At 66.6% G+C, this 23,210-nt stretch carries 23 protein-coding genes; 5 read left to right on the top strand and 18 right to left on the bottom strand.

The genetic code is table 11. The features are described 5' to 3' along the window. Positions 1 to 17: 17 nt before the first annotated feature. Both ACIBCN_RS14715 and ACIBCN_RS14710 read right to left on the bottom strand, forming a co-directional pair. Positions 18 to 365, bottom strand: a complete 348-nt coding sequence (locus tag ACIBCN_RS14715) for a hypothetical protein (protein WP_396992056.1) — start codon at positions 363 to 365, stop codon at positions 18 to 20. 49 nt (positions 366 to 414) lie between these two features. After that, on the bottom strand, positions 415 to 1,659 hold the full coding sequence (locus tag ACIBCN_RS14710; protein WP_396992055.1) for an ATP/GTP-binding protein: 1,245 nt from the start codon (positions 1,657 to 1,659) through the stop codon (positions 415 to 417). 231 nt (positions 1,660 to 1,890) lie between these two features. Here ACIBCN_RS14710 and ACIBCN_RS14705 point away from each other — a divergent pair, with 231 nt between their 5' ends. Further along, on the top strand, positions 1,891 to 2,238 hold the full coding sequence (locus ACIBCN_RS14705; RefSeq protein WP_396992054.1) for a hypothetical protein: 348 nt from the start codon (positions 1,891 to 1,893) through the stop codon (positions 2,236 to 2,238). Here ACIBCN_RS14705 and ACIBCN_RS14700 read toward each other — a convergent pair. The 6 genes from ACIBCN_RS14700 to ACIBCN_RS14675 all read right to left on the bottom strand — a co-directional run bounded on the left by ACIBCN_RS14700 (position 2,225) and on the right by ACIBCN_RS14675 (position 9,985). After that, a complete protein-coding gene (locus ACIBCN_RS14700; RefSeq protein WP_396992053.1) occupies positions 2,225 to 3,295 on the bottom strand; it encodes an S-adenosylmethionine:tRNA ribosyltransferase-isomerase in 1,071 nt (356 codons plus the stop codon). The genes ACIBCN_RS14705 and ACIBCN_RS14700 overlap by 14 nt on opposite strands. Further along, positions 3,292 to 3,987 carry an SDR family oxidoreductase gene (locus ACIBCN_RS14695; RefSeq protein WP_396992052.1) on the bottom strand — a complete coding sequence of 232 codons (696 nt, stop codon included), beginning with the start codon at positions 3,985 to 3,987 and terminating at the stop codon, positions 3,292 to 3,294. Before ACIBCN_RS14695 ends, ACIBCN_RS14700 begins: the two co-directional genes overlap by 4 nt. A 109-nt stretch (positions 3,988 to 4,096) precedes the next feature. Further along, on the bottom strand, positions 4,097 to 6,244 hold the full coding sequence (ligA, locus tag ACIBCN_RS14690; protein ID WP_396992567.1) for an NAD-dependent DNA ligase LigA: 2,148 nt from the start codon (positions 6,242 to 6,244) through the stop codon (positions 4,097 to 4,099). A gap of 117 nt (positions 6,245 to 6,361) precedes the next feature. After that, the gene (locus ACIBCN_RS14685; protein WP_396992051.1) at positions 6,362 to 7,432 is read right to left on the bottom strand and encodes a methionine synthase; all 1,071 of its coding nucleotides are present in this window, start codon (positions 7,430 to 7,432) and stop codon (positions 6,362 to 6,364) included. Positions 7,433 to 7,631: 199 nt separating this feature from the next. Further along, the gene (gene mnmA, locus ACIBCN_RS14680) at positions 7,632 to 8,756 is read right to left on the bottom strand and encodes a tRNA 2-thiouridine(34) synthase MnmA (protein WP_396992050.1); all 1,125 of its coding nucleotides are present in this window, start codon (positions 8,754 to 8,756) and stop codon (positions 7,632 to 7,634) included. Further along, a complete protein-coding gene (locus tag ACIBCN_RS14675) occupies positions 8,756 to 9,985 on the bottom strand; it encodes a cysteine desulfurase family protein (protein ID WP_396992049.1) in 1,230 nt (409 codons plus the stop codon). The genes mnmA and ACIBCN_RS14675 overlap by 1 nt, the downstream gene beginning before the upstream one ends. Positions 9,986 to 10,162: 177 nt before the next feature. Here ACIBCN_RS14675 and ACIBCN_RS14670 point away from each other — a divergent pair, with 177 nt between their 5' ends. The 3 genes from ACIBCN_RS14670 (at position 10,163) to ACIBCN_RS14660 (ending at position 12,382) form a co-directional block, all read left to right on the top strand. Continuing rightward, a complete protein-coding gene (locus ACIBCN_RS14670; RefSeq protein WP_396992048.1) occupies positions 10,163 to 10,333 on the top strand; it encodes a hypothetical protein in 171 nt (56 codons plus the stop codon). A gap of 130 nt (positions 10,334 to 10,463) precedes the next feature. Then, complete coding sequence (locus tag ACIBCN_RS14665) at positions 10,464 to 11,003, top strand: hypothetical protein (protein WP_396992047.1); 540 nt, start codon at positions 10,464 to 10,466, stop codon at positions 11,001 to 11,003. Between the two features lie 371 nt (positions 11,004 to 11,374). Next, positions 11,375 to 12,382 (top strand): hypothetical protein, encoded by a 1,008-nt coding sequence (locus ACIBCN_RS14660; protein ID WP_396992046.1) that lies wholly within the window; start codon positions 11,375 to 11,377, stop codon positions 12,380 to 12,382. A 17-nt stretch (positions 12,383 to 12,399) separates the two neighbouring features. On the opposite strand, the gene ACIBCN_RS14655 is transcribed toward ACIBCN_RS14660, so the two are convergent. The 3 genes from ACIBCN_RS14655 to ACIBCN_RS14645 form a co-directional block, all read right to left on the bottom strand. Then, entirely contained in the window at positions 12,400 to 13,386 is a 987-nt protein-coding gene (locus tag ACIBCN_RS14655; protein WP_396992566.1) for a lysophospholipid acyltransferase family protein, read from the bottom strand. Between the two features lie 49 nt (positions 13,387 to 13,435). Next, complete coding sequence (locus tag ACIBCN_RS14650) at positions 13,436 to 14,263, bottom strand: GNAT family N-acetyltransferase (protein ID WP_396992045.1); 828 nt, start codon at positions 14,261 to 14,263, stop codon at positions 13,436 to 13,438. 253 nt (positions 14,264 to 14,516) lie between these two features. Further along, positions 14,517 to 15,809: an NAD(P)/FAD-dependent oxidoreductase gene (locus ACIBCN_RS14645; RefSeq protein WP_396992044.1), complete on the bottom strand. Its 1,293-nt coding sequence runs from the start codon at positions 15,807 to 15,809 to the stop codon at positions 14,517 to 14,519. Between the two features lie 111 nt (positions 15,810 to 15,920). Between ACIBCN_RS14645 and ACIBCN_RS14640 the strand changes: the two genes are divergently transcribed. Continuing rightward, positions 15,921 to 16,775 (top strand): LysR substrate-binding domain-containing protein, encoded by an 855-nt coding sequence (locus tag ACIBCN_RS14640; RefSeq protein ID WP_396992043.1) that lies wholly within the window; start codon positions 15,921 to 15,923, stop codon positions 16,773 to 16,775. 73 nt (positions 16,776 to 16,848) lie between these two features. On the opposite strand, the gene ACIBCN_RS14635 is transcribed toward ACIBCN_RS14640, so the two are convergent. From ACIBCN_RS14635 to ACIBCN_RS14605, 7 genes are all read right to left on the bottom strand, one after another. Continuing rightward, complete coding sequence (locus ACIBCN_RS14635) at positions 16,849 to 17,610, bottom strand: ABC transporter permease (protein WP_396992042.1); 762 nt, start codon at positions 17,608 to 17,610, stop codon at positions 16,849 to 16,851. Further along, positions 17,607 to 18,614 (bottom strand): ATP-binding cassette domain-containing protein, encoded by a 1,008-nt coding sequence (locus tag ACIBCN_RS14630; RefSeq protein WP_396992041.1) that lies wholly within the window; start codon positions 18,612 to 18,614, stop codon positions 17,607 to 17,609. The genes ACIBCN_RS14635 and ACIBCN_RS14630 overlap by 4 nt, the downstream gene beginning before the upstream one ends. 56 nt (positions 18,615 to 18,670) lie before the next feature. After that, entirely contained in the window at positions 18,671 to 19,291 is a 621-nt protein-coding gene (locus tag ACIBCN_RS14625) for a PadR family transcriptional regulator (RefSeq protein ID WP_396992040.1), read from the bottom strand. 128 nt (positions 19,292 to 19,419) lie between these two features. Continuing rightward, on the bottom strand, positions 19,420 to 20,574 hold the full coding sequence (locus tag ACIBCN_RS14620; RefSeq protein ID WP_396992039.1) for a hypothetical protein: 1,155 nt from the start codon (positions 20,572 to 20,574) through the stop codon (positions 19,420 to 19,422). A 164-nt stretch (positions 20,575 to 20,738) separates the two neighbouring features. Next, positions 20,739 to 21,137, bottom strand: a complete 399-nt coding sequence (locus ACIBCN_RS14615) for a hypothetical protein (RefSeq protein WP_396992038.1) — start codon at positions 21,135 to 21,137, stop codon at positions 20,739 to 20,741. Positions 21,138 to 21,284: 147 nt separating this feature from the next. Beyond that, positions 21,285 to 22,241 carry an electron transfer flavoprotein subunit alpha/FixB family protein gene (locus ACIBCN_RS14610; protein ID WP_396992037.1) on the bottom strand — a complete coding sequence of 319 codons (957 nt, stop codon included), beginning with the start codon at positions 22,239 to 22,241 and terminating at the stop codon, positions 21,285 to 21,287. 30 nt (positions 22,242 to 22,271) lie between these two features. Further along, the gene (locus tag ACIBCN_RS14605) at positions 22,272 to 23,057 is read right to left on the bottom strand and encodes an electron transfer flavoprotein subunit beta/FixA family protein (protein WP_396992035.1); all 786 of its coding nucleotides are present in this window, start codon (positions 23,055 to 23,057) and stop codon (positions 22,272 to 22,274) included. Positions 23,058 to 23,210: the final 153 nt, after the last annotated feature.

The following is a 23,210-nucleotide window of genomic DNA, read 5'->3' as shown; positions in this document are numbered from 1 at the left end:
CGTCACACATGCCTTCGTCAGGATCCGAGACCAGGCCGGGCGCCGGGATGCACGATCTGCCAGCGCTCCGGCTTGCCCGCCGGGTAGGCGACGGTGATCAGATCGCCGATCGACGGCCACGCGTTGACGTCCCACGCGAAGCGCCCGTACACGACGGTCCCCTGCACCGTCGGGCCGGTCACGTTGCCGGTAATGGTCACGAACTGCTCACCCGCCAGATCATCCGGACGCGGGCTCACACCGGTGACGTAGAGCGTGCCGGTCTCCCCCGTCGCGGGCCGAAAGCCGCCGCGACCGCGCAGATAGACCGCGACCACCCCGGCCAGGGCGATGATCATGATCAACAGCATTCCGAACTCCAGCATGTGCCCATGCTATTGCGCCCGGCGGGCGATCTCGCACATCCGCCGGTCGCTACACCGTGGCGAGCTCGCTGGTGCCGTGCTCGGTGCGGCGGACCTGCCAGACCGCGCTGCGGGTGCGCGAGGAGCGCCCGTTGCCGCGATCGATCAGCGCGCGGTTGTTCGTGGTGTAGATCAGTTGGGCGCCATGGGAATTGGTTTCCGGATTCTGGAAAAGCTGGATCAGCCGGTCGGTCTCCTCGGCGGGCAGCCGCGCGCCGATGTCGTCGATGGCGAGCACCCGGCCCGAGTCCAGGGCGTCGAGCATGGTCGGCAGCACCCGCAGCAGCGACTGGGTCGCGGCGGATTCGTCGGTGATGTCGAACGGGTTCGCGATGCCGTCGTGCACCAGGCCGAGGCCCACCCCGCGCCGGGCAACCATCCGCGCGTACAACGCGTCCCTGGCGGCCTTCAGATTGGTCAGCTCGCGCTCCAGCAGCACCGGGGTGAAGCCGTTCTCCTGCAGCAGCCGGTCGGCGAAGCCGGGCGAGGTGGCGCACAGTTCGATCTGTTTGCCGAGCGCGGCGATGTCGGCGTCCAACTCGCGCAGGTAATCCGCGTACATCGGATCGTTCTCCGCGATGAGCAGATCGGCGATGCCGAGTTCGGCGGTGCGCAACAGCATGAGCAGGCGCGCCGCGTGCTCCGGCGACCGGGAGATGTGACCGCCGAGCCGGTGCGCGATGGCGGCCGGGTCGGCCGGACCGAGCTGCACCTCCAGCATCGACTCGAACCAGCGGTAGGCGGGCACCAGCGCATCGGCGTACATCTGCCCGGCGAGGCTGAGCAGCAACGCATTCGGGCGCACCAGCGGCACCAGCGCGGCGATCCCGTAGCGCGCCGCCTCGAACATCGGCCCGATCTTGATCTGGTCGCCGTTGCGCTCGAACACGATTCGCTTGCGCGAGCGCGGCTGGGTGTACAGCCATTCGGCCGTCACGTCCGCGTTGTCGAGGCGGAACCCGTAGGTGTACGGCACCCCCTCGGCGACGAATCCGGCGACGAATTCCGAAGGGCGGTCCGGGAATCCGAGATGCGGCGAACGCGCCGGTCCGGCGTAGGGATCCCAGCCGGTCACCGAGTGCAGCACCGCGTCGCGCATCTGCGCGAGCGCATCGATCAGGTTCGTCTTGCCCGCCGCGGCGGCACCGTGGATGGCGGTTACCGGCACGGCCACCGGTCCACCGCCCTTGGTCAACCGCAATTCCTGCCCCTCGGCCAGCGATCTGTGATTCGTCACCTGAAAACTGCGCAGCATCCCGACATCCTTTCGTCCCCGCCGCTATGCCGCGACAGCAGGGCTTACCCGCGCGTACCGCGAACAAGCCCGGAAAGGATTCATAGCTGATGCGCATAGTGCCCGCATTAGTAGTAGGAGCGGACCGATCCCCGACAAAGACGCTGGTTACGGGTTAGCATGCTGGACGCCACGACTTGTTCGTGTGCCGTTATTGCTGGAAACGTTCGACACTGATGGGTAACGATAGGTATGACGGTTCGTCGTCTGGTATTCCGAAGCTCCGTCGCCGCCGCCATCGGCTTGGGGTCGATTGTGGTCGTCGCGCCACAGGCCGTCGCCGAGACGTGCGCGGACGGCTCCGCTCGAATCTTCTTCTCCAATGCCGAGCCCCGCTGTCAGACGGGAAGCGCGAGCTACAGCGCGGAGACGATCTCGAAGGTGTGCTCGATGACGGGGGCCGATGTCGTCGCCGAGGCCATCTACCTGAACGCCAAGAAGCAGCCGGTCCCGACGCGGCTCGAACTGAGCAATGGCACCTGCGGGCGATTCATCATCGGGGGCCAGCAGAGCGCCACCGTCTCCGTCACCCCCAACTGACACCGCCCACCTGCCCCGGCCCGCACCGCCCGCGCAGTAGCAAGGCACTGTCGCCGAACTCGTGCCAGAGATACCCCGTGTCCAATGCCGCCGAATAGGCCGCGTGCACGGCGTTTTCGCCGGCCACCGCGACCAGCAGATCCAGGTGCGAGGCTCCGGGCGCGTGCCAGCCGGTGATCAGCCCGTCGACCACGTGGGCCGGGCGATCGTCGCCGAGGACCAGCTCGGTCCAGCCGCGCGCCGCGCGCACCCGGCCCGACGGATCGGCCGCGGTCTCCAGCGCACGGGTCACCGTGGTGCCGACCGCGATGATGCGACCGCCCGCCGCCTTCACGTCGTTCACCGTGCGGGCGGTCGAATCCGAGACGACGAAGCGTTCCGGGCTCGGCGGTTCACCCGCCTCCGGCGAGGACACCCCGGTATGCAGGGTGATCGGCGCGATCCCGACACCGGCGGCGATCAGATCGAGCACCAGACGTTCGGTGAACGGCCTTGCCGCGCTGGGCATTTCCGCACTTCCAGGAACGCGACCGAAGACCGTTGCGTAGTACGAGACGGACCATCGTTGCGGGACATAGGAATAGGTGATCGGGTAGCCGTAAACCTCGAGCAGGCACCGTGGATCAGTGCTGACGTCGACGACCCACAGGCGCCGCGCACCGGCCAGCCAGGGTGCGCGGAGCGTGGCTCGCGCGCCCTCCGGCAGCTGAATGACCATTCCTGCCGAAAGCTCCTCCGCGGGATAGGGAGTGCGCGCGGTGGTGCGCACCTCCACCACCCAGCCGCCGTCGTCCAGCCAGGTCGCGAAGTGCAGGGCGATCGGCTTGCCGCCCGTTCTGCCGTCGACTGCCGCGGCGAGGGTGGCCGAATTATTCACCACCACAAGGTCTCCCGGACGCAGGTGCTGCGGAAGTTCCCGAAACTGCGCGTGCGTGAGCTGATCTCCGGCCACCAGCAAGCGGACCTCGTCGCGGGCTAGTCCGCGCGCCTCCGGCGGGGCGACGGCATTGCGTTCGGGCGGCAGGACGAACGAGCGCTGCGCCAGCGTGACCGTCATGAGGCGCGGCCCACCGCGAAATCGGCTGCGACATAACGCGCGTTCTTGGGTTTCTCGTCCAGTAGTCGCAACAGCGCGGGCACCACCGTGTCCGGTTCGGGCCGGTCGGAGATGTCGTCGGCGGGGAAGGCCGCCTGGTGCATCTCGGTCCGCATGTCGCCGGGATCGAAGGCATAGATGGACAGCTCGGGATGCTCCGCGCCCAGGATCGCGGTGAGCTGATCGAGTGCCGCCTTCGACGAACCGTAGCCGCCCCATTCGGGATACGGCTCGATCGCGGCGTCGGAGCTGATGTTCACCACGCTGCCGCCTGGCGCCAGCAGCGGCAGCGCGAACTGCAGCACCGCGAGCGGGCCGAGGACATTCGTCCGATAGACCAGGTCGAGTTCGTCGAGCGGGTAGTCGGCGAGTCGGACCAGCGGGCTCGGCCCGAGCCTGCTCGCATTGTTCACGACCAGCGCGAGTTGCCCTGCGCTCCTTGCGGTTTCGGCCAGCAGCGCCCGATGCGCCGGGTCGGTCACATCGCCGGGAATCGCGATGAACGCGGCGCCGAGTTCCTCGGATACCCGCGCCAACCGCTCGGCCCGCCGGGCGGTGCCGATCACCCGCCAGCCGCGTTGCACGAGTGTGCGACCGAGCGCCAGCCCGAATCCGGCGGACGCGCCGGTGATCAGTGCGGTGGGACGAACCATGAGAACCTCCTGGTAGTTGCCTACCGCTCCATCCTCATACCTGAAGTGAAGTTCAGGTCAAGCGCTGTTCGCCGACGGCACACATCGTCGGCGAAGACCGGTTGCTCGCTTACTCTTCCGCGTCCGCGTCCGCGTCCGCGTCGGCGTCGGCGTCGGCGTCGGCGTCGGCGTCTGTCGCCGGTGCGACCGCTTCCGGGCCGGCCTCCAGCAATAACCGAAACCCGTCCTCGTCGAGAATCGGCACGCCGAGCTCCTCCGCCTTCGCGGCCTTGGTCCCCGGCGAGTCACCGATCACCACGAACGCGGTCTTCTTCGACACCGACCCGGCGGCCTTGCCACCGCGAACCAGGATCGCTTCCTTGGCGCCGTCGCGGGAGAACCCTTCCAGCGAGCCGGTCACCACGATGGACAAACCCTCCAGGGTGCGTTCGATGGACTCGTCGCGTTCGTCGGCCATCCGCACGCCGGCATCACGCCACTTGTCCACGATCTCGTGATGCCAGTTGGCGGTGAACCATTCCGCGACCGCGGCGGCGATGGTGGGGCCGACGCCGTCGGCGGCGGCCAGCTCCTCGGACGAGGCGTGCTGAATGCGGTCGAGGCTGCCGAATTCGCGGGCGAGCACCCTGGCCGCGGTGGGGCCGACGTGCCGGATGGACAACGCGACGAGCACCCGCCACAGCGGCCGGTTCTTGGCCGTGTTCAGGTTCTCCAGCAGCCGCTTGCCGTTCGCGGACAGCTCGCCGTCCTTATTGGCGAACAGCGTGGTGGTGAGCAGCGCCGCCTCGTCGAGGTCGAAGAGGTCGCCCTCGTCGGTGATCGCGTGCGACTTCAGCAGATCATTGGCGGCCTCGTAGCCGAGCGATTCGATGTCGAACGCGCCGCGGCCGGCGACATGGAACACCCGCTCGCGCAGCTGCGCCGGGCAGAACTGCTGGTTGGGGCAGCGAATATCGACGTCGCCCTCTTTTTGTGCCGCCAATTCGGTGCCGCACGCCGGGCAGTGCGTCGGCATCACGAATTCGCGCTCCGCGCCGGTGCGCGCGTCGACCACCGGGCCGAGCACCTCCGGGATCACATCGCCCGCCTTGCGGATGGTGACCGTGTCGCCGATCAGTACGCCCTTGCGCTTGACCTCCGAGGCGTTGTGCAAGGTGGCCATCGAGACCGTCGAGCCCGCGATAGAGACCGGTTCCATCACCGCGAACGGGGTGACCCGGCCGGTGCGGCCGACGTTCACCTCGATGTTCAGCAGCTTGGTGGTCGCCTCCTCGGGCGGGTACTTGTACGCGATGGCCCAGCGCGGGGCCCGCGAGGTGGAGCCGAGGCGACGCTGCAGCGCCATCTCGTCGACCTTGATCACCTGGCCGTCGATCTCATGCTCGATGTCGTGCCGGTGCACGCCCCAGTACTCGACGCGCTCGATGACGGCGTCGATGCCCTGCACCAGCCTGGTGTGCTCGGACACCGGCAGACCCCACGCGGCGAGCGCGCGGTAAGCCTCGTGCTGCGAGGCAGGGGCGTAGCCCTCGATGCGACCGAATCCGTGGCAGATCATCCGCAGCCTGCGCCGGGCGGTGACCGCCGGATCCTTCTGCCGCAGCGAGCCCGCCGCGGTATTGCGCGGATTGGCATACGGCGGTTTACCTTCGGCCACGATGGCCGCGTTGAGCGTCTCGAAATCTTCTAGCCGCATGTACGCCTCGCCGCGCACCTCGAGCAGCGTCGGGAGCGGGAATTCGGCGGTCGGCGTGAGCTCGCCGGGGATGTCCTCGATGGTGCGGGCGTTGAGCGTGACGTCCTCGCCGGTGCGCCCGTCGCCGCGGGTGGCGCCGCGCACCAGCCGCCCGTTCTCGTAGACCAGGTTGAGCGCGACACCGTCGATCTTCACCTCGCACAGATAGTGCAGATCGGATCCGGTTTCGACCTCCACCCTGGCCGCCCAGGTGCGCAGCTCGTCGAAGTCGAACACGTTGTCCAGCGACAGCATCCGCTCGAGATGATCGACCGCGGTGAAGTCGGTCGCGAAGCCGCCGCCGACCAGCTGGGTGGGCGAATCCGGGGTGAGCAGATCGGGATGCTGCTCCTCCATCGCCTGCAACCGCCGCAGCAACGTGTCGAACTCACCGTCGGTGATGATCGGTGCGTCGCGCACGTAGTAGCGAAACTGATGCTCGCGCACCTCGTCCGCCAGCCGCTGCCACTCGACGCGCTGTTCCGCCGTCGCCGGGGCCGCCGCGCTCGCGCCATCGTTCACCGCACCACTGTCACTCACCCAACGCACATTAGCGGAGGCCACCGACATCCCACGGCAGTGTTAGCGCACGTCGCAGCACTGGATGTCAGGTGCGGGCCTACGACGACCACCAGCGGGTCAGGCGATCCCCGACGGCTCCTCGAAGGTGAGCGACTCGGGGTCTTCGGCGTAGGCGCGAGCGACCTCGGCAGTCAGGCTGACGGCCTTGCGGGCCCAGGTCAGCGACGCGGTGCCGAGGCCGCAGGCGGGACTGACCAGGACCTGAGTGGCCAGCGTGGTGCGCGCGAAGCCGAGGCGGTCGATGAGCCGGACACCCGGTTCGGCGATGTCGCGCCAGGTCGGCGGGCTGGCGGGGGCGGTGGTCGGGACGAGGCCGAGAACCAGATGTTTGCCGGCGTCCAGAATTTCGCCGATGCTGTCGAGGTCGCGGGTGCCGATCGTGGCGACGTCGAATCCGATCGCGGCGGCGGTACTTCGGCGCAGGAAGGCGAGGGCGGGCGGTTCGGCGCAGCTGTGGATCAGAACCGGCGCGGACTGCGTGGCGATCATCGTGTCCAGGATGGCGAGCGCTTCGGGCTCGGGCATCGACCGGACGCTGTCGAGCATGCTGACGCCACTGAGGGCGCCTTCGAGTACGGCGTTCAGCGACGGTTCGTCCAGTTGCAGCACAACTTCCGCGCCGAGTCTTTTGCGGACCTCGGCGACATGATTCACCAGGCCTTCGGCCAGGGATTCCGAAAGATCGCGCAGCGCACCGGGATCGGTGACCGCCAGGTGTCCGTTCGGCAGCTCGACCTGAGCCGCGAGAGTCAGCGGACCGGCCACCTGCAGCTTGATCGGACGGCCCGAGCCCGCCGAACCCGCTGTCTCCCATGCCTCTTCGAGGGCGTCGAGGTCGCCGCGGAGCAGATCGCGAGCGCGTCGGGACACCCCGCCCGGACGCGGCGCGAGCCGATAGCCCCGGGTGGTGGTGTCGAATCGCATGTCGACCAGCAGCGCCGACATCCGGCCGATCATGTCCGCGCCCGCGCCGCGACCCGGAAGTTCCACCAGATGTGGCAGATCCGGCAGTTCGCCGAGCACGGTGGTGGCGGCCTCGCGGGGCTCCACTCCCGGCCAGGAACCGACGCCGGTCGCGATCCCGCCGCGCAATCCGCTCGATGCGGGGTGGTCCTCGGCGTCGCTCACTCGGTCGATGTCAGTGCCTTTCGCGTTCTGGTACACCGTTGTTCGCTTCCGTCAGTCGATCGTGGTGCGCCACCGGAGGCCCGATCGCGGTCTGATCAGTGTGCGAGGCAGACTCGCCGACCGGCCGCGATCCGGTGCGAATCGCCGCCCTGCGACGCGGCCTCGGGGTAACCCTCGCACATCGGCGCGCGGGCCGGGCTCACCGCGTGGCGGCGGACCCGACGTCGCTGCCGAGCGCGGCGCTCTCGACGCCGCCGGTACCGGAGATGGTGCCGCTGCCGATCACCAAGTCTCCCAGCTCATCCGGGCGATACAGCACCACCGCCTGGCCGCGCGCGACGCCGGTCAGCGGCGCGCGCAGGCGGACGGACAGCCCGTCGCCGACCGCCTCGGCGATGGCCGGCGCGGTGCCACCGTGCGCGCGCACCTGCACGACGCACTCGATCGGCCCGTCCGGTGCGGCACCGGAGGTCCAGATCGCGCGCTCCGCCTCGATGCCCCACACCTGCAGGTCCTCGACCGAGCCGACGCGGACGGTGCCGGAATCGGGATCGATGCCGGTCACGTAGCGCGGCTTACCGTCAGCGGCCGGGCCTGGCAGCCCAAGCCCCTTGCGCTGACCGATCGTGAACCCGTGCACGCCTTCGTGATCCGCGAGCTTCTGGCCGTCGGCATCGACCACGGCACCGGGCCGGATGCCGATCTTCGCGCCGAGGAACGCTTGGGTGTCGCCGGACGGGATGAAGCAGATGTCGTGGCTGTCCGGCTTGTTCGCGACGGCCAGCCCACGCTCGGCGGCTTCTTCGCGAATCCGCGGCTTCGGGGTGTCGCCGACGGGGAACATGGCGCGCGACAGCTGCTGCGCGTTCAGCACCGCGAGCACGTAGGACTGGTCCTTGTCCGCGTCGACGGCCCGGCGCAGCACGCCGTCGTCGAGCCGCGCGTAGTGACCGGTGACCACGGCGTCGAAGCCGAGGGCGAGCGCGCGATCGGCCAGTGCGGAGAACTTGATCTTCTCGTTGCAGCGCAGGCACGGATTCGGCGTCTCACCGGCCGCGTAGGCGGCGACGAAATCGTCGATCACGTCTTCCTTGAAGCGATCGGCGAAATCCCAGACGTAGAACGGGATGCCGAGCACGTCGGCGGCCCGCCGCGCGTCACCCGCGTCCTCCTTCGAGCAGCAGCCACGCGACCCGGTACGCAACGTGCCCGGCGACGCGGACAGCGCGAGATGCACGCCTACCACCTCGTGCCCGGCTTCGACGGCACGCGCCGCCGCCACCGCCGAATCAACACCACCACTCATCGCGGCAAGTACTCGCATCAAACACCTCCCTTCGCACCGGCCAGACCCGCGGCCCTGGCCCGCTCAACCACCTGGGGCAAGACACCCAACAACGCGTCCACATCGGCGCGAGTCGAGGTGTGCCCCAACGAAAAACGCAGCGACCCGCGGGCCTGCCACTGTTCGACACCCATCGCGATCAACACGTGGCTCGGCGACGCGACACCCGCGGTGCAGGCCGACCCGGTCGAACACTCGATCCCCGCCGCGTCCAGCAGCATCAGCAGCGAATCGCCTTCGCAGCCGGGGAAAGTGAAGTGCACGTTGCCGGGCAGCCGCCGGTCGCCGGGGGCGCCGTTGAGCACCGCGTCCGGCTCGATGGCCAGCACGCCGTCGATCAGCGCGTCCCGCAACGCGGTCAATTCCGCGGTGCGCGTGGGCAATTCGATCGCCGTCTGGCGCAGCGCGGTGGCCAGGCCGACCGCGGCCGCGGTGTCCGACGTGCCGGAACGCAGGTCACGTTCGTGCCCGCCACCGTGCAGCAGCGGCACACACGGCACCTGCCTGCCGAGCAGCAGCAGGCCGACGCCGTGCGGCCCGCCGACCTTGTGCCCGGCGAAGCTGGCCGCCGACAATCCGCTCGCGGCGAAGTCGATCGGCAGTTGGGCCGCGGCCTGCACCGCGTCGCTGTGCATGGGCACGCCGAATTCCTGTGCCACGGCGGCCAATTCGCCGATCGGCTGGATGCTGCCGACCTCGTTGTTCGCCCACATGACGGTCACCAGCGCGACGTCGTCGGGGTTGGCCGACAGCGCGGCGCGCAGCGTGCTTGGCGAGACGACGCCCTCGGCGTCCACCGGCAGCCAGGTCACCCTGGCGCCTTCGTGCTTCTCCAGCCACTCGACCGCGTCGATCACCGCGTGATGCTCGACCGAGCTGACAATGATCCTGGTCCGGCGCGGGTCGGCATCCCGGCGCGCCCAATAGATGCCCTTGACCGCCAGATTGTCGCTCTCGGTCCCGCCGGAGGTGAAGATGACCTCCGAGGGCCGGGCGCCCAGATCGGCGGCGATCGACTCGCGCGCCTCCTCCAGCGTCCGCCGGGCGACGCGGCCCGAGCCGTGCAGCGACGACGCGTTACCCGCCGTGCCGAGCGCAGCCGTCATGGCCTCGATAGCGGCAGGAAACATCGGAGTGGTGGCCGCATGATCGAGGTAAACCGTATGGGCCGCCGCACCGTGGCCCGGACCCGAGTAACCCGCCTTCATGACCAAATAAGCCTATCCCAGCGTTGACCTGCACACCTTGGGGGTGCCCCTTGCCGTATACGTGGTATCGACGATTCACCCACGATGCGCAACCCGCGGCCGGCCCGCCGGTATTCCCGGTACCGGCGCGTCCTTGCCACACGGCCATCGTGTCCCGAACCGCTCGAGTAGTTCCGAGTGGAACTCGCTGTGCCGGGATGCGGGCCATGGGGCCCGTTGCTGTTCTCGGTGGTCAGCCTGCTGGCACTGGGCGTGTCCGGGTATCTCGTTGGGATGCTCGCTTATTGCTTCTGCGTGCGGGTCGCAGACGAGAAGACGCGGGCCGCCGGATACCGGAACTCGGCGTAATCCGAATTCCGTGATGCCGCGCCGATCCGCAACACCGTGCCGGAATAGATTGCCGAGTAACCTATTTCGGCTGGTCAGCACAATTAAAGCGTCCGGGTTGCCAATACTTGCCGATTCGAGATTGTGTCGCATGGGTGTTCCCGCATCGGGTATCCGGCGGGCATATCCCCACCCGTGGAAGGTGTTTTCAATGGCTTCTTGGCTTACTCGCTTCGCTTTGCCCGTGGCATTGGCGGGAGCGGCAACGCTTGCGGCGACAGGATCGGCGTCGGCAGAGCCTGCCAGCGTGTCGATCAACGGCAACATGCAGGTAATAGGAATGAACATCCTGCACATCGAGGCACAGGGGCAGGGTGACGGCCCCGCAACCGGCACCTATATGGCCGCTGGTGAGCTCGGGAGCATGCCGCTCCCGGTGAAGGTAACCGGCCCCGTCACGTGCCTGACGGTCAACGGCAACACCGTGTCGCTGGTGTATCCCATCACCACCGTCCAACCGGTGATGGTCTTCGCACCCGATGCCATGGCGATCCAAATCACTGTCGCCAAGGGCCAGAACGGCCAACCGAACATGATCGGCTACGGCGTCCCCATGCCGACGAGCATGCTCCAAACCTGCAACCCGGGCCCGACCCCGCTGATGTTCGACGGAACGATCGACATCCGCTAGCCCGAAGCCGCTGGATCGGACCGTATTTCGTGGCGGGATACGGTCCGACGCCAGCGCACGCGATTCCCCGGCTAAGCCTGCCTCACCCTGGCGCTACAACTCGCTCGGTAGCGCGCAGCGACTGGTCACCGAACATCCCAGGCCATGGCTTGCGGATGTTCGCGGTCGTGATCGATCGCCCCGACGCCGCGCGGGCCGCAATTCCGCAGAATTGGCTACCGCATAGTTACCCTTTGTGGGTGGCTCAGGAGACCAAGGTCGCTCCATCGGGTAAATCGTATGCCCGGTGGCTTTGGGTGGTATCGCTCACGCTGACGGCGCTATTCGCTTGCGGCACAGTGTATTCTTGGCGTAACGCCGGACACCACCAGATGACCGACAGCCCGGTTGGCGCGGTCGTGCACAACGACGACGAGGTAAACCGCACTGTTGCCGAACGCTTCCCCAGCGACACGACGGTGTATCGGCTACCCACCGGCGTGATGTTGAATTCGATCGAGTTCAACAATGCCTACACCGTCAAGGTCTCGGGATATGTCTGGCAGGTCATCCCGCCCGGATTGCCCGACAATGTCACCCACGGTGTCGTGTTCCCCGAAGCCGAGGACCAGATGGCGGCGGCGAAGCGGGCCACCGGCTTCACCGTCCCCTACGGTCGAGTCGATGTCTTCCCGTTCACCGCGCGGATTCGCCAGCAGTTCGACTATCGGAACTATCCACTCGATCATCAGAACGTCTGGCTGCGCATGCGCTCGGCCGATCCGTCGCAGCCGGTTCAGCTGGTACCGGACTTCAAGGCGATCCCCTCGCACCTGTCGAAGTCCGACGAGTTCGTCGGCTTGACCCGCACCATCGTGCTCGGCGATTGGACGCCGAGCTACACGGCTTTCAGCCTGTTCCACGAGGCGAACGAATACTCCGGCAACGACTCCGGATTCCAAGCTGCCGAACTGTATTTCAACGTGGGTATCGAGCGAAATATCACCGGCCCGCTGATCGGGCGAATCGTGCCGGTAGTGCTGTTGGCGCTGTTGCTGTTCCTGTCGCTGTTCGTCATCACCACCGACCCCGACCGCCGCACCATCTCGGGCTTCACCGCGTTCGCCATCATCGGCTTCTCCGTGAGCACCGTCCTTGTCGTCGCCGTCAACGACAATGCCGTCCGCGCCGAGACCGGCTCGACCGGCATCGCCTACATCGAATGCTGGTATTTCGCGCTCTATCTGATGACCCTGCTCATCGCCGTCAACGCCACCTTGCTCATCACCGGGGCGCAACGTCGCATAGTCACCTGGCACGAGAACCTGCTGCCGAAACTACTGTTCTGGCCGTTGTTCACCGGCGTGATGTGCGCCAGCGCGTTGTACGTGCTCCGCTGACGGTTCGCCGTGCCCGCTTACCCGCCGACCGCTTCGACCCGGCGGCCTCGACCGCGCAACACGGGACGCAGCCGACGAGGCGGCCTGCGGACCTCTGGTACGTCCGAGGCGACCGACGGGTCCTGGACCCTGGTCTTGCCCGCCTCGATCCACACCGTGGCGTCGAGGGCACCGTGCCGCGACAGCTCCGCGCCGCGGATCGCGGCCGCACAGCGACGCGCCAGATCGCGTCGATCGGAACCCGGCTGCTGCACCGGTTCCAGGACCACCTCGGCGACCATGCCGCGCGAACGCAGCACCCGACGGGCGGACGAGGCGAAGGTGTCCTCGCCGACGAATCCGGGCACCGTGCACTGGGCCCCGTGCCGATCCAGGTAGCGCAGCCGCACCGGCTGGGCCGGAGTCGCGGTGTCGATCGCCGCTTGGAACAGCGCGGGCCGCATGCTGCCGTACGCGCGACCACACCAGGTGGTGCCCTCGGGGAACACCGCGATCCGCTCGCCCGCGGTGAGCCTGGCACTGATCTGCGCGATCACCCCGGGCAGCGCGCGCAGCTTTTCCCGTTCGATCGGGATGACCCGCATCAGCGTCGCCAGCTTGCCGAGCACCGGCCAATCGACCATGTCGGCCCGAGCGACGAAGCCGAGCGGCTGCACCGCGGCGAGCGCGACGATATCGGTCCAGCCGATGTGCCCGACGACGACCATGACGCCGGTACCGGAGGGCCCATAAACGGCGGGCGCGGTGCTGCCCTCATCGACAGCACCGCGCTCGTCCGGGTCGATCCGGCGATCGACGACCCGCAATTCCATGCCGAGGCAACTCAACAACGTTCGCGCGTAACCGCGCTGCAGTCGTTCGCGTTTACCTTGTGGCGTAACCAGATTCACCATCGGAAAGCTGACGAGCAGCCCGGCGACGCCGAGCAGCCTGCCGATCACCCGGCCGGTGCCGACCTGGTCGATCGGCTCGATGCAGCCGAGCCCACACGGGCTCGACGGCATCCACGCGTGTGCGGTGGCCTGTGCGGGCGGCGCGTCGAAGACCACAGTCTCACCGTCCCCCGTCGAAGGTCGCGGCGGCGTCTTGTAATCGGTTCAGGTAGCGGGTGTTGATGGTGTCCAGGCCGAGGATGGCCACGAAGTCGGCCACCCCGAAGTCCGGGTCGTGCGCGGGCTCGCCGCAGATCTCCGCGCCGAGGCGCAGGTAGCCGCGCAGCAGCGGCGGCAGCTTGGGGCGGGCGGGCGGGGTCATGTCGTCGAGGGTTTTGCCGTCGACGACCACCGGGCGAATCGGGTGCACCCGCTGTTCGGGATCGGAGGCGTGCCTGCCGAGCAGCAGGTCGCGCACGCCGCGCACGTTCACGCCGGGTTCGTCGGTTGGGCTGTCCTGCATGGGCACCGAGACGCAGCCCATCACCCAGTCGTAACCGGTGAGCTGGATGTAGTGCAGGATGCCCGCCCACATCAGGGTGAGCACCGAGCCGTTGCGGTGGTCGGGGACGACGCAGGCACGGCCCATCTCGACGATCCGGCGCCCTGCCGGATCCAGTTGGGAGAGATCGAATTCCGTGGCCGTGTAGTAACCGCCCGCCGCGGCGACCTGGTCCGGCGGCAGCATTCGGTAGCAGCCGACGAAGTCGTCGGTGCGGTCGTCACGGACCAGCAGGTGATCGCAGTGCTCATCGAACCGGTCGGCGTCCAGGCCGGTGCCGTTGTCGGGGATATGGAATCCGGGCTCGCTCGCGAACACTCCGTAGCGCAGTCGCTGCGCCGCCGCGCGGTGTTCTGCGTCGGACGAGACGACCAGCGAGTACCGTGACCGTTCCACCCCGGAGTCCGTCGAGCGCGCCGGGGCTGTCAACACGGACGTAATAGTCATATCGTCAATGAACCCAGCCGCACACTGCGCTGGAGCAACCCCGAAGTGTCGCCGCGATGCCGGTTCGGTGAACGAGATGCTGATCACACCGAGCGTTCACCGGACCGTCGCGCCCCGTTCGTGCCCGCGCGCCGCTGCCGCGTCTTTTTCCTGATTAAACCCTTTTCGGCGAACACATTTCGACCTGCGGCGCCATCGCGAAAGAGCCGCATCGCGAAGACTTCGCGATGCGGCTATCGACGGAGGAGCTACCTCAAGCGGCCGTTCGCTCCACTGCGCGGGCCGGCTCGGCGGTCTTGTTCACCTCGGCGAAGCCGGGGCGGCCGGTGCCGATGAAGGCGACCAGCCAGGAGGCGACCGCGGCGAAGCGGTTGCGGAAGCCGACCAGGTAGAACAGGTGCACCGCGAGCCACATGAACCAGGCGATCAGGCCGCGGAAGGTGATCTTGTCGTTCAGCTTGGTCACCGCGCTGAACCGGCTGATCACCGCCATGCTGCCCTTGTCCCAGTACTTGAACGCGGTGCCCGCCTGCTTCTTTCGGCGAATGATGTCGGCGGCGTGCCTGCCCTCCTGCATGGCCACCGGCGACTGGCCCGGGTAGCCGTTCAGCGAGGTCATGTCGCCGATCGCGTAGATGTCGGCGTAGCCGCCGACGGTCAGGTCGGGATTGATCAACAGCCTTCCGGCCCGGTCGGTTTCGACGCCGGTGGCCTCCGCGAGCACCTTCGCGAACCCGCCGACCTGCACGCCCGCCGACCAGACGATGGTCTCCGCCGCGATGCCGCGTTCGACACCGCTCTTGTCCTTGACGGTGACCTTGTCCTCTTCGATGTCGGTGACGAAGGTGCCGAGCAGCACGTCGACACCGGTGCGGGTCAACGATTTCTTCGCGTATTCGGACAGTCCGCCGCCGAACGGCGGAAGCACCTCGCCGGCACCCTCCACCAGGGTGACCGAAACTTCTTGGTGGTAATACCTTTTCGCGAGTTCCTTCAGCTGACCGGCCACCTCGACGCCGGTCGCGCCCGCCCCGACCACCACGAAGCTCAGCAGCCTGCGCTTGGTCTCCTCATCGGCGCCCGCGGCCTCGGCGAAGACCCGCTGGATCTGCGCGCGCAGCAGCTTCGCGTCGTCGATGGTCTTGAGCGAAAAGGTCTTCTCGGCGAAATCGTCGCGGCCGAAGTAGGACTGGCTGGCGCCGGTGGCGGCGATCAGCGAGCCGTACCGGATCCGGCGCTGCTCGCCGTTGTGCTCATAAGTGACGATCGCCTTGTCCGGATCGATGGCGACCACCTTCCCGAGGCGCACGTCGGCCTCGCGGTGACGGCGCAGAATGGTAGCGATCGGCGGCGCGATCTCCTCCGATGCCAGCACACCGGTCGCTACCTGGTACAACAACGGTTGGAACAGGTGCTCCGGCGTGCTGGAGATCAGCACGTAATCGATACCCGACTTGGCAAGTTGCTTGGCGGCGGAAAGTCCGCCGAACCCCGATCCGACGATGACGACACCCGCGGTTTCGATTCCCGCATCCACGTACTGCATGACAGCCTCCTTCTCTCATTACCAACCGTCATCGGGAACGAAGATATTTCAGGAGTTAGGGCGCATAATTCAGATGACTCTTATCTCGATCCGTCATTAATCGGAGGCGCTGTGGAACTTCGGCAGCTCACCTACTTCGTGGCCGTCTGCGAGGAGCTCAGCTTCAGCGGAGCCGCCGCGAGGTGCTTTATCTCACAGTCGGCGATCAGCCATCAGATCTCCCGGCTCGAGCGCGATCTCGGCGTGCAGTTGTTCGAGCGCTCGACAAGATCAGTAGTGGCCACCGACGCCACCGCACGGCTACTTCCCCTTGCGAAACAGATGCTGAGCCTCGAGTCGGCGATCCGGGCCGCGGTGCGCACCGCCGGCCCGCGGATCCGGCTCGCCGCGAACATGTCCTTCGCGACCCGATCGCTGTCGGCGATCGCGGGCGCCCGCGCGACGCATCCCGAGGCGGAGATCGAGTTCGTGATCAAACCGTTCCGGCAGCGGATAACCGCGGTGGCCGACGGCGACTGCGACCTCGCGCTCATCCGCGGCAGCGTCGACCAGCCGGGCCTGGAGGTGGAGCAGCTGTGGGTCGAGGATCTGGTGATCGCCACCTCCAGCGCGCACCCGCTGGCCACCAGGGAGACGGTGACGCTGTCGGATCTGAGCCGGCATCCGCTGCTGCTGCCGCCCGAACAGGAACAGGTGCTGCTGCACACCGTGATTCGGTCCGCGTTCGCCGAGCTGCCCACCGGGCCGACCTTCGGGCCGCCGATCCCGCCCGATCACACCGCGACCTTGGAGCTGATCAATCGACCCGACGCGTGGACGGTCCTCTACGCGGAAAGCTCCACCGAGGGCTTGGTCGTGCTCGAACTGGCCGACCAGAAGTTGCGCATCCCGGTCTCCGCGGTGCTGCGCAGCGACGTCCGCCGCTCACCGATCCTCACCACGCTGCTCGCCGGACTCCATCGCTGAGTGACGGGCGAACGACCCCGAGCGGACTCAGGGTCGTTCGCTATCAATCCTTCAGTGCACGAGCGTGTTTCGCTCAGGCGTTCTCCCCGGCGAAGCTGCGGGCACCGATCACCATGAGCACCAAGGCAACCGCCACGGTAATGCCGGTGCCGAGGTAGACATCGGCACTGCCGAAGTCGCCGCGGAACAGCGCTCGTGCGGCATCGACGGTGTGCGAGAACGGGTTTACCTTCGCGATGTACCGCAGCCAATCCGGCCCGACAGCCATCGGCAGCAGGATCCCGGACAGCAGCATGATCGGCAAGGTCAGGGTGTTGAGCACGGAGGCAAGCGTGCCCTCGTCCCTGGCCCAGAGCCCCAGTGCGTAGGACGCCGACGCGAGACCGGCCGACATCACCGCGATCAGCAGCACCGACAGCACCAAACCCAGTGGGTCCGGCCGCAATCCGAACGCCAGCACCGCGACGCCGACCAGGACCAAGGCCTGCACGATCAGCACGACCATGTCCTTGAGCACCCGGCCGAGCAATAGCGCACCCCGGTCCGCGGGCGTAACCCGTTGCCGCTCTATGACTCCCGCACGCAGCTCGGAGATGATGGCGAATCCGGCATACAACGAACCCATCAGCCCGGTTTGAATGACCAGGCCCGGCGTAAGGATCTTCCACGGGTCGATATCGGTGCCGAGCGAGGGTGCGATCCCTTTGATCAACGGACCGAACAGCACCAGATACAGCACCGGTTGGGACAGCCCGATCATCACCCACATGGGGTTGCGCAGGTTGGCCCGCAGCTGAGACCAGAAGATCAGCCCGGTGTCGTGCGCGAACCTCATGATCGATTCCCTTCTCGCAGTGAACGTCCGGTGATAGTGAGGAAGACATCGTCGAGGCTCGGCCGTTTGACGGTGATCGCACCCGCCGCGATCCCCCGCTCGTCCAGCGCCCGCAGCAACGGCACGACCGCGGCGTCACCCCGCTCGACGGTCAGGTGCACCACCGTCACGCCCGCGTCCTCCGCGCGAACCGCCGACCGCGGCTGGAGCACCGCCTCGGCCACCTCGAGCGCGAGATCGGCTTGCTCGTCGGCGATTTCGAGGCTGACCACATCGCCGGAGATCCGCCGCTTGAGTTCGTCGGGCGAGCCCTCGGCGACGACGACGCCGTGGTCCATCACCAGCAGCCGGTCACAGAGCGCGTCGGCCTCGTCCAGGTAGTGCGTGGTGAGCACGACCGTGGTGCCCCGATCCCGCAGTCGCCGAATGTGTTCCCACAGGTTGGCCCGGCTCTGCGGATCCAGGCCGCTGGTCGGCTCGTCCAGGTAGATCAGCTTCGGGCCGTGCATGAGGCCGAGCGCGATGTCGACGCGCCGCCGCTGGCCACCGGACAGCTGGGCGCACTTGCGCCCGGCGAGGCCGTCCAGCTCGAGCGCCGCCATCAGCTCTTCGGCATTGCGCAGTGCCTGCGCCTTGTCGAGGCCGAAAAGCCTTGCCTGCAGCACTAATTCGTCAATGACGAGTTCTAGGTCGTTGGTCATGCCGCCCTGCGCGACATACCCGATCCGCGAACGCACGGTCCGCGCCTCGGTGCGCAGGTCGGCGCCGGAGATGGTCGCCTCGCCCGCGGAGGGCTCGATCAGCGTGCTGATCATCCGCAGGGTAGTTGTCTTGCCCGCGCCGTTCGGGCCTAGGAGACCGAGGATTTCGCCGTCGTGCACGGCGAAATCGACCCCCTTGACCGCCTCGACCGGACCGGTTCTGGTGTTGAAGGTTCGGGCAAGCCCACGCACCTCGATGACCGCGGTACGGGTGCGGCCACGAACAGTGTCGATTGTTTCCACGCCGCTTACGGTAGGAACAATCGACTAAATAGTCAAGCTTTACTATTCAGGCTTGATCATGACATCGGTGGTTCCCAGGTACTCATCCGGTCGTTCACGCCACCCCACACATCGAGTTCACCGGTTTCGATGCGTTCCAACGTCTTTCGCGACCAGTTCAGATCTGCTTTGATGTGGTCGGCGGTCAAGCGCATCGCATCGGCTACGTGGTGCGGCTCGGCCTCCGCGGGATTGCCACTGCCGGCCAAGATCCGAACCACGTCGCGTTCGACGAACACCAGCTCGGCCTCGAACTTGAGAATCCGGCTGCGCAACGCGGCGATGACGTCATCGCGCGGCGCGGCCGGAAAGAGTGCGACCGCGGCGAAGTACGGATTCTTCGGCTGCTCGGCGGAGAACAACGACTCGCGCAGCATCTCGCCGAACTCCTTCTCCCCCTCCCCGGTGAGCCGATAGGTGGTCCGCTCCGGCCGGGCCCCCTCCTGCGCGACCCCCTCGATCGCGATCAACCCGTCACGCTGCAAGGTATTCAGCGCGCCATAGATCGATCCCGGTTTCACATTCGCCCAATCGTCGGCATGCCAGGACAGCAGCTCACGCCGAACGTCGTACCCATGCACCGGTTGCAGCAGCCGGACGATGGCGAGCACCAGCATCCGAGTAGTAGGAACAGCCATACCCGCAGGCTATCGCACCTGCCGTGCCGCATTGGAACACGTTCCCCCACAACCAGTCCGGCCGACTGGAGACTTGGCCCCAAGTTTCGGAGCATCTATCGACACCGGCCGTTAACCGCCGACCGCGGTCAGATCCCGCGGTCCAGAAAGTTGGGATCTACATTGATTGTTCCGGTCAGCCGCCAAACACCACGCTCGAATATCAGATCGCCTGACACCACAATTGGCTGCTTGCTCTGATGCGCACGAATTGCCGACGCATAGTCCTCGCCGGTCAGCGGAACATGGACCTTTCGCGGGCGGCCGTCTACATGAGTAGACAACACGATACTGCTGGCCTCTTGATCCTCATCACCGGAATCATCTCGATTAAGGGTACGAACCGTTCCGAGCAGCGTCACATAACGAGGCGGCTCCTCGCGCCGAACCAACCGTTCCCGTACGCGGGGCAGACCTGCCATTGCATTGCGATCGACGATGATTCGCGAAGTACCGACGTCAGGGCGTGGCTCAGCGGCCGCCCAATCGAACGATAACTCCAGTGCGCGTAGCGTTTCTGGCTGGGTGAGCTCCTGCACAGACTCCACCAAACTTGCGCTCAAGCCCAGTTGCGCGGCCCGGTCGAGTGCACCTTCGTCCCAGTCGAGTGCAAGCTGTCGAGTCGACTGCAAACCAGTGGCCAGCGTCGTCATCACCTTGCGCGGAAAAGGCACAGTAGGCGACCCGTCCTCGTCTGACGGCAGAACTTCACCCAGACGAGTTACGACGGTGAATACGAAACTGCCCCGTTTCGTGTGTCCCAACCGGATGTCATCTTCGAGAAATTCGGTGACAATGGCTGACCTCCGACCGCGGTGCGAATTAGTTGGATCATCAGCAGTTGTAGCGGCGGCCCGCATCATAGTAAAAAGTGCTTCTAGAGTCTTCTCGGCTTGCCGAAAAGGGATTGTCCCATCCGTCATTTCCTGATCGAGCCGCACGAAGAAAAGATCGGCACGGGCCGCAACGATACGCTCGGCCAGCTGCCCGATATTCCAATCATAAATGGCGGCAAGAGCTTGAAGCGTGTCACGAAAACGCACAGGAAAGTCGGCATAGTCAGTAGCCAGCGGCAACATGACACGGCCCAGCGGACCGTCCGCGCCCGGAAGCCGCCAGATCTCTCTGACGTCTTGGTCCCGGGCCTCGAGCTGCCAATCGTGGCTCGCGAGGTACTGAGACACGGCGGGCGGCGACAAAGTGGAGGCGATCTCCTGGAGACCGTCGAGCGGAACCTCTTTCACCACTGACCTCCTTCCCCGATTGCGTGCATGATGCCTCGAAGGCTGTCCACATCAAACAGGTTGCCCTAGGCAGATGGACCGTCTTGCTGGCCTTACCATCCTCGATCACGCCGAGTTCTCTCGCATGTTGCCAGTACATTCGGCTCGAACTGGTCAAACCTGCTTCAGAGATCCAGCAGTTGTGCAGGATCCTCAGGGACGAGAAGGACGCCGAGCAGCGCCGGGGCGAACCGTTTCGGGTTTACCAGCTTGAGAAACCGATCGCGCTCCAGCGACCATGCCAGGTGTTCCGCACCGAGCAACCGCCACTGTGTCGTGCATTTGAGCTGCATCTCGAACTCAGGGCAGTAGTACCGCACGTACTCAGCAGACGACGCAATCGTGATGTCGACTCCGTCGTAGTCAGTCAGGTGACTCTTGATGGAACAGCCTGCCGCAGCGGCAACCATATGTATGAAAGCGAGGCTGAATTGTTCCTGTCGAGCGGTCATCGGCAGACCGCCGTCCAGCGCCGATGACACCGAGCCCAGGGGCGTACTCCCGTTGCCGTCGACGTCCACCATGCAACCCCCCTGATTCCCCAGAATATGCACCGTGCAGCGCCCCACAAAGACAATAGCTGCCGTGGTCCGACCGTCACCCAGCAACGAAAAAGGTGGCCTCGACTGAACTTCCAGTCGAGGCCACCAATTATCGCGCGAAGCGAGCGATCAGCCCTTGTGCGATTTGACCGCTTCGGTGAGCTGCGGGGCGACGTTGAACAGGTCGCCGACGATGCCGTAGTCCGCGATCTCGAAGATCGGGGCCTCTTCGTCCTTGTTGACCGCGACGATGGTCTTCGAGGTCTGCATGCCTGCCCGGTGCTGGATGGCGCCGGAGATGCCGAGGGCGATGTAGAGCTGCGGCGAGACCGTCTTACCGGTCTGGCCGACCTGGAACTGGCCCGGGTAGTAGCCGGAGTCGACCGCGGCACGCGAGGCGCCGACGGCGGCACCGAGCGAGTCGGCCAGCTCCTCGACGACCGAGAACTTCTCGGCGGAACCGACGCCACGACCACCGGAGACGACGATGTTCGCCTCGGTGAGTTCCGGACGGTCACCGCCGACGATCGGCTCGCGGGCGGTCACCTTGACGATGCCGTCTTCCTGCGCGGGCACCTCGACGGTGACCTTCTCACCGGCACCGGCCTGCGCGGACGCCTCGATGGCGCCGGGGCGCACCGAGATCACCGGCACGTCGCCGGTGGCCTTGGCATCGACGGTGAACGCGCCACCGAAGATGGAGTGCACGGCGGTGCCGTCGGACTTCACGTCGATTACGTCGACCAGCAGGCCGGAGCCGATGCGGGCGGCGAGGCGGCCCGACACCTCCTTGCCTTCGGCCGAGGCGGCGACGATGACGGCGGCCGGGGAGACCTGCTCGGTCAGCGCGGCGAGCACGTCGATCTTCGGGGTGAGCAGGTAGTTCTCCACGTCGTCGGATTCGGCGATGTAGATCTTCTCCGCGCCGGCCGCGGCGAGCGCGTCGGCCAGCTTCTCGCCGGTGCTCGCGGTGCCGAGCACGACGGCGGCCGGCTCGCCCAGGTTGCGGGCGGCGGTGAGGAGTTCGGTGCTGACCTTCTTGATCGCACCGTCCGCGTGCTCGATGAGCACAAGTACTTCAGCCATTTGTGTTCTCTCCTAAGCAGATCGGCGGGATCAGATGATCTTCTGACCGACGAGGTACTGGGCGATCTTGGTGCCGCCGTCGCCCTCGTCCGCGATCTTCTCGCCCGCGGTGCGCGGCGGCTTCGGGGTGGCCCCGGTGACGGTGGTGCCCGCGTTCGCGACACCGACGGTCGACGGGTCGACGCCCAGATCGGCCAGCGTGAAGGTCTGCACTTCCTTCTTCTTCGCGGCCATGATGCCCTTGAAGGACGGGAAGCGCGGCTCGTTGATCTTCTCGGTCACGCTGACGATGGCCGGGAGGGTGGCCTCCAGCTTGAAGACGCCATCATCGGTCTCGCGCTCGCCGGTGATCTTGTCGCCGTCGATGGTGAGCTTGCGCAGGTGAGTCAGCTGCGGCAGGCCGAGGTACTCGGCGATGATCGCGGGGACCGCACCGGCGCGACCGTCGGTCGCCTCGTTGCCCGCGATGACCAGCTCGACGCCTTCGACCTGGCCGAGCGCGCTCGCCAGCACCCAGGCGGTCTGCACCGCGTCGGAGCCGTGGATCGCCGGGTCGTTGATGTGGATGGCCTTGTCGGCGCCCATGGACAGCGCCTTGCGGATGGCCTCGGTGGCCCGGTCCGGACCGGCGGCAAGCACGGTGACCTCGCCGCCCTGCGCCTCCTTGATCAGCAGCGCTTCTTCGACGGCGCGCTCGTTGATCTCGTCGAGGACGGCGTCGGCGGCTTCGCGATCGAGGGTGTAGTCACCATCGGTCAGCTTGCGCTCGGACCAGGTGTCGGGAACCTGCTTGATGAGTACGACGATGTTCGGCATCGGTCTTCGTCGACCTCCTGTTCTGGTTACACGTATGGAGTGGTCGCACAGGCGGCGCCGTACGTCCGGGTGAGTAGCTCAGGGCGTGACACTACCCTACGTTAAGTTACTCGTGGGTAACTTAGCCGCTTCTCTCTCATAACGCCAGACCCA

The organism is Nocardia sp. NPDC051052, from assembly GCF_044456045.1.
In the GTDB taxonomy this organism is placed as follows: Bacteria; Actinomycetota; Actinomycetes; order Mycobacteriales; family Mycobacteriaceae; genus Nocardia.
Note: the sequence above shows the minus strand (reverse complement) of the source record. Positions and strands in the feature narration are given on the sequence as shown.

What these genes read in the sequence shown, in the direction of transcription:
- ACIBCN_RS14715 (WP_396992056.1), bottom strand. Translation starts at nt 365, where the DNA reads ATGCTGGAGTTCGGAATGCTGTTGATCATGATCATCGCCCTGGCCGGG.
- ACIBCN_RS14710 (WP_396992055.1), bottom strand. Translation starts at nt 1,659, where the DNA reads ATGCTGCGCAGTTTTCAGGTGACGAATCACAGATCGCTGGCCGAGGGG.
- ACIBCN_RS14705 (WP_396992054.1), top strand. Translation starts at nt 1,891, where the DNA reads ATGACGGTTCGTCGTCTGGTATTCCGAAGCTCCGTCGCCGCCGCCATC.
- ACIBCN_RS14700 (WP_396992053.1), bottom strand. Translation starts at nt 3,295, where the DNA reads ATGACGGTCACGCTGGCGCAGCGCTCGTTCGTCCTGCCGCCCGAACGC.
- ACIBCN_RS14695 (WP_396992052.1), bottom strand. Translation starts at nt 3,987, where the DNA reads ATGGTTCGTCCCACCGCACTGATCACCGGCGCGTCCGCCGGATTCGGG.
- mnmA (WP_396992050.1), bottom strand. Translation starts at nt 8,756, where the DNA reads ATGCGAGTACTTGCCGCGATGAGTGGTGGTGTTGATTCGGCGGTGGCG.
- ACIBCN_RS14675 (WP_396992049.1), bottom strand. Translation starts at nt 9,985, where the DNA reads ATGAAGGCGGGTTACTCGGGTCCGGGCCACGGTGCGGCGGCCCATACG.
- ACIBCN_RS14665 (WP_396992047.1), top strand. Translation starts at nt 10,464, where the DNA reads ATGGGTGTTCCCGCATCGGGTATCCGGCGGGCATATCCCCACCCGTGG.
- ACIBCN_RS14660 (WP_396992046.1), top strand. Translation starts at nt 11,375, where the DNA reads ATGACCGACAGCCCGGTTGGCGCGGTCGTGCACAACGACGACGAGGTA.
- ACIBCN_RS14655 (WP_396992566.1), bottom strand. Translation starts at nt 13,386, where the DNA reads ATGCCGTCGAGCCCGTGTGGGCTCGGCTGCATCGAGCCGATCGACCAG.
- ACIBCN_RS14650 (WP_396992045.1), bottom strand. Translation starts at nt 14,263, where the DNA reads ATGACTATTACGTCCGTGTTGACAGCCCCGGCGCGCTCGACGGACTCC.
- ACIBCN_RS14645 (WP_396992044.1), bottom strand. Translation starts at nt 15,809, where the DNA reads ATGCAGTACGTGGATGCGGGAATCGAAACCGCGGGTGTCGTCATCGTC.
- ACIBCN_RS14635 (WP_396992042.1), bottom strand. Translation starts at nt 17,610, where the DNA reads ATGAGGTTCGCGCACGACACCGGGCTGATCTTCTGGTCTCAGCTGCGG.
- ACIBCN_RS14625 (WP_396992040.1), bottom strand. Translation starts at nt 19,291, where the DNA reads ATGGCTGTTCCTACTACTCGGATGCTGGTGCTCGCCATCGTCCGGCTG.
- ACIBCN_RS14615 (WP_396992038.1), bottom strand. Translation starts at nt 21,137, where the DNA reads ATGGTGGACGTCGACGGCAACGGGAGTACGCCCCTGGGCTCGGTGTCA.
- ACIBCN_RS14610 (WP_396992037.1), bottom strand. Translation starts at nt 22,241, where the DNA reads ATGGCTGAAGTACTTGTGCTCATCGAGCACGCGGACGGTGCGATCAAG.
- ACIBCN_RS14605 (WP_396992035.1), bottom strand. Translation starts at nt 23,057, where the DNA reads ATGCCGAACATCGTCGTACTCATCAAGCAGGTTCCCGACACCTGGTCC.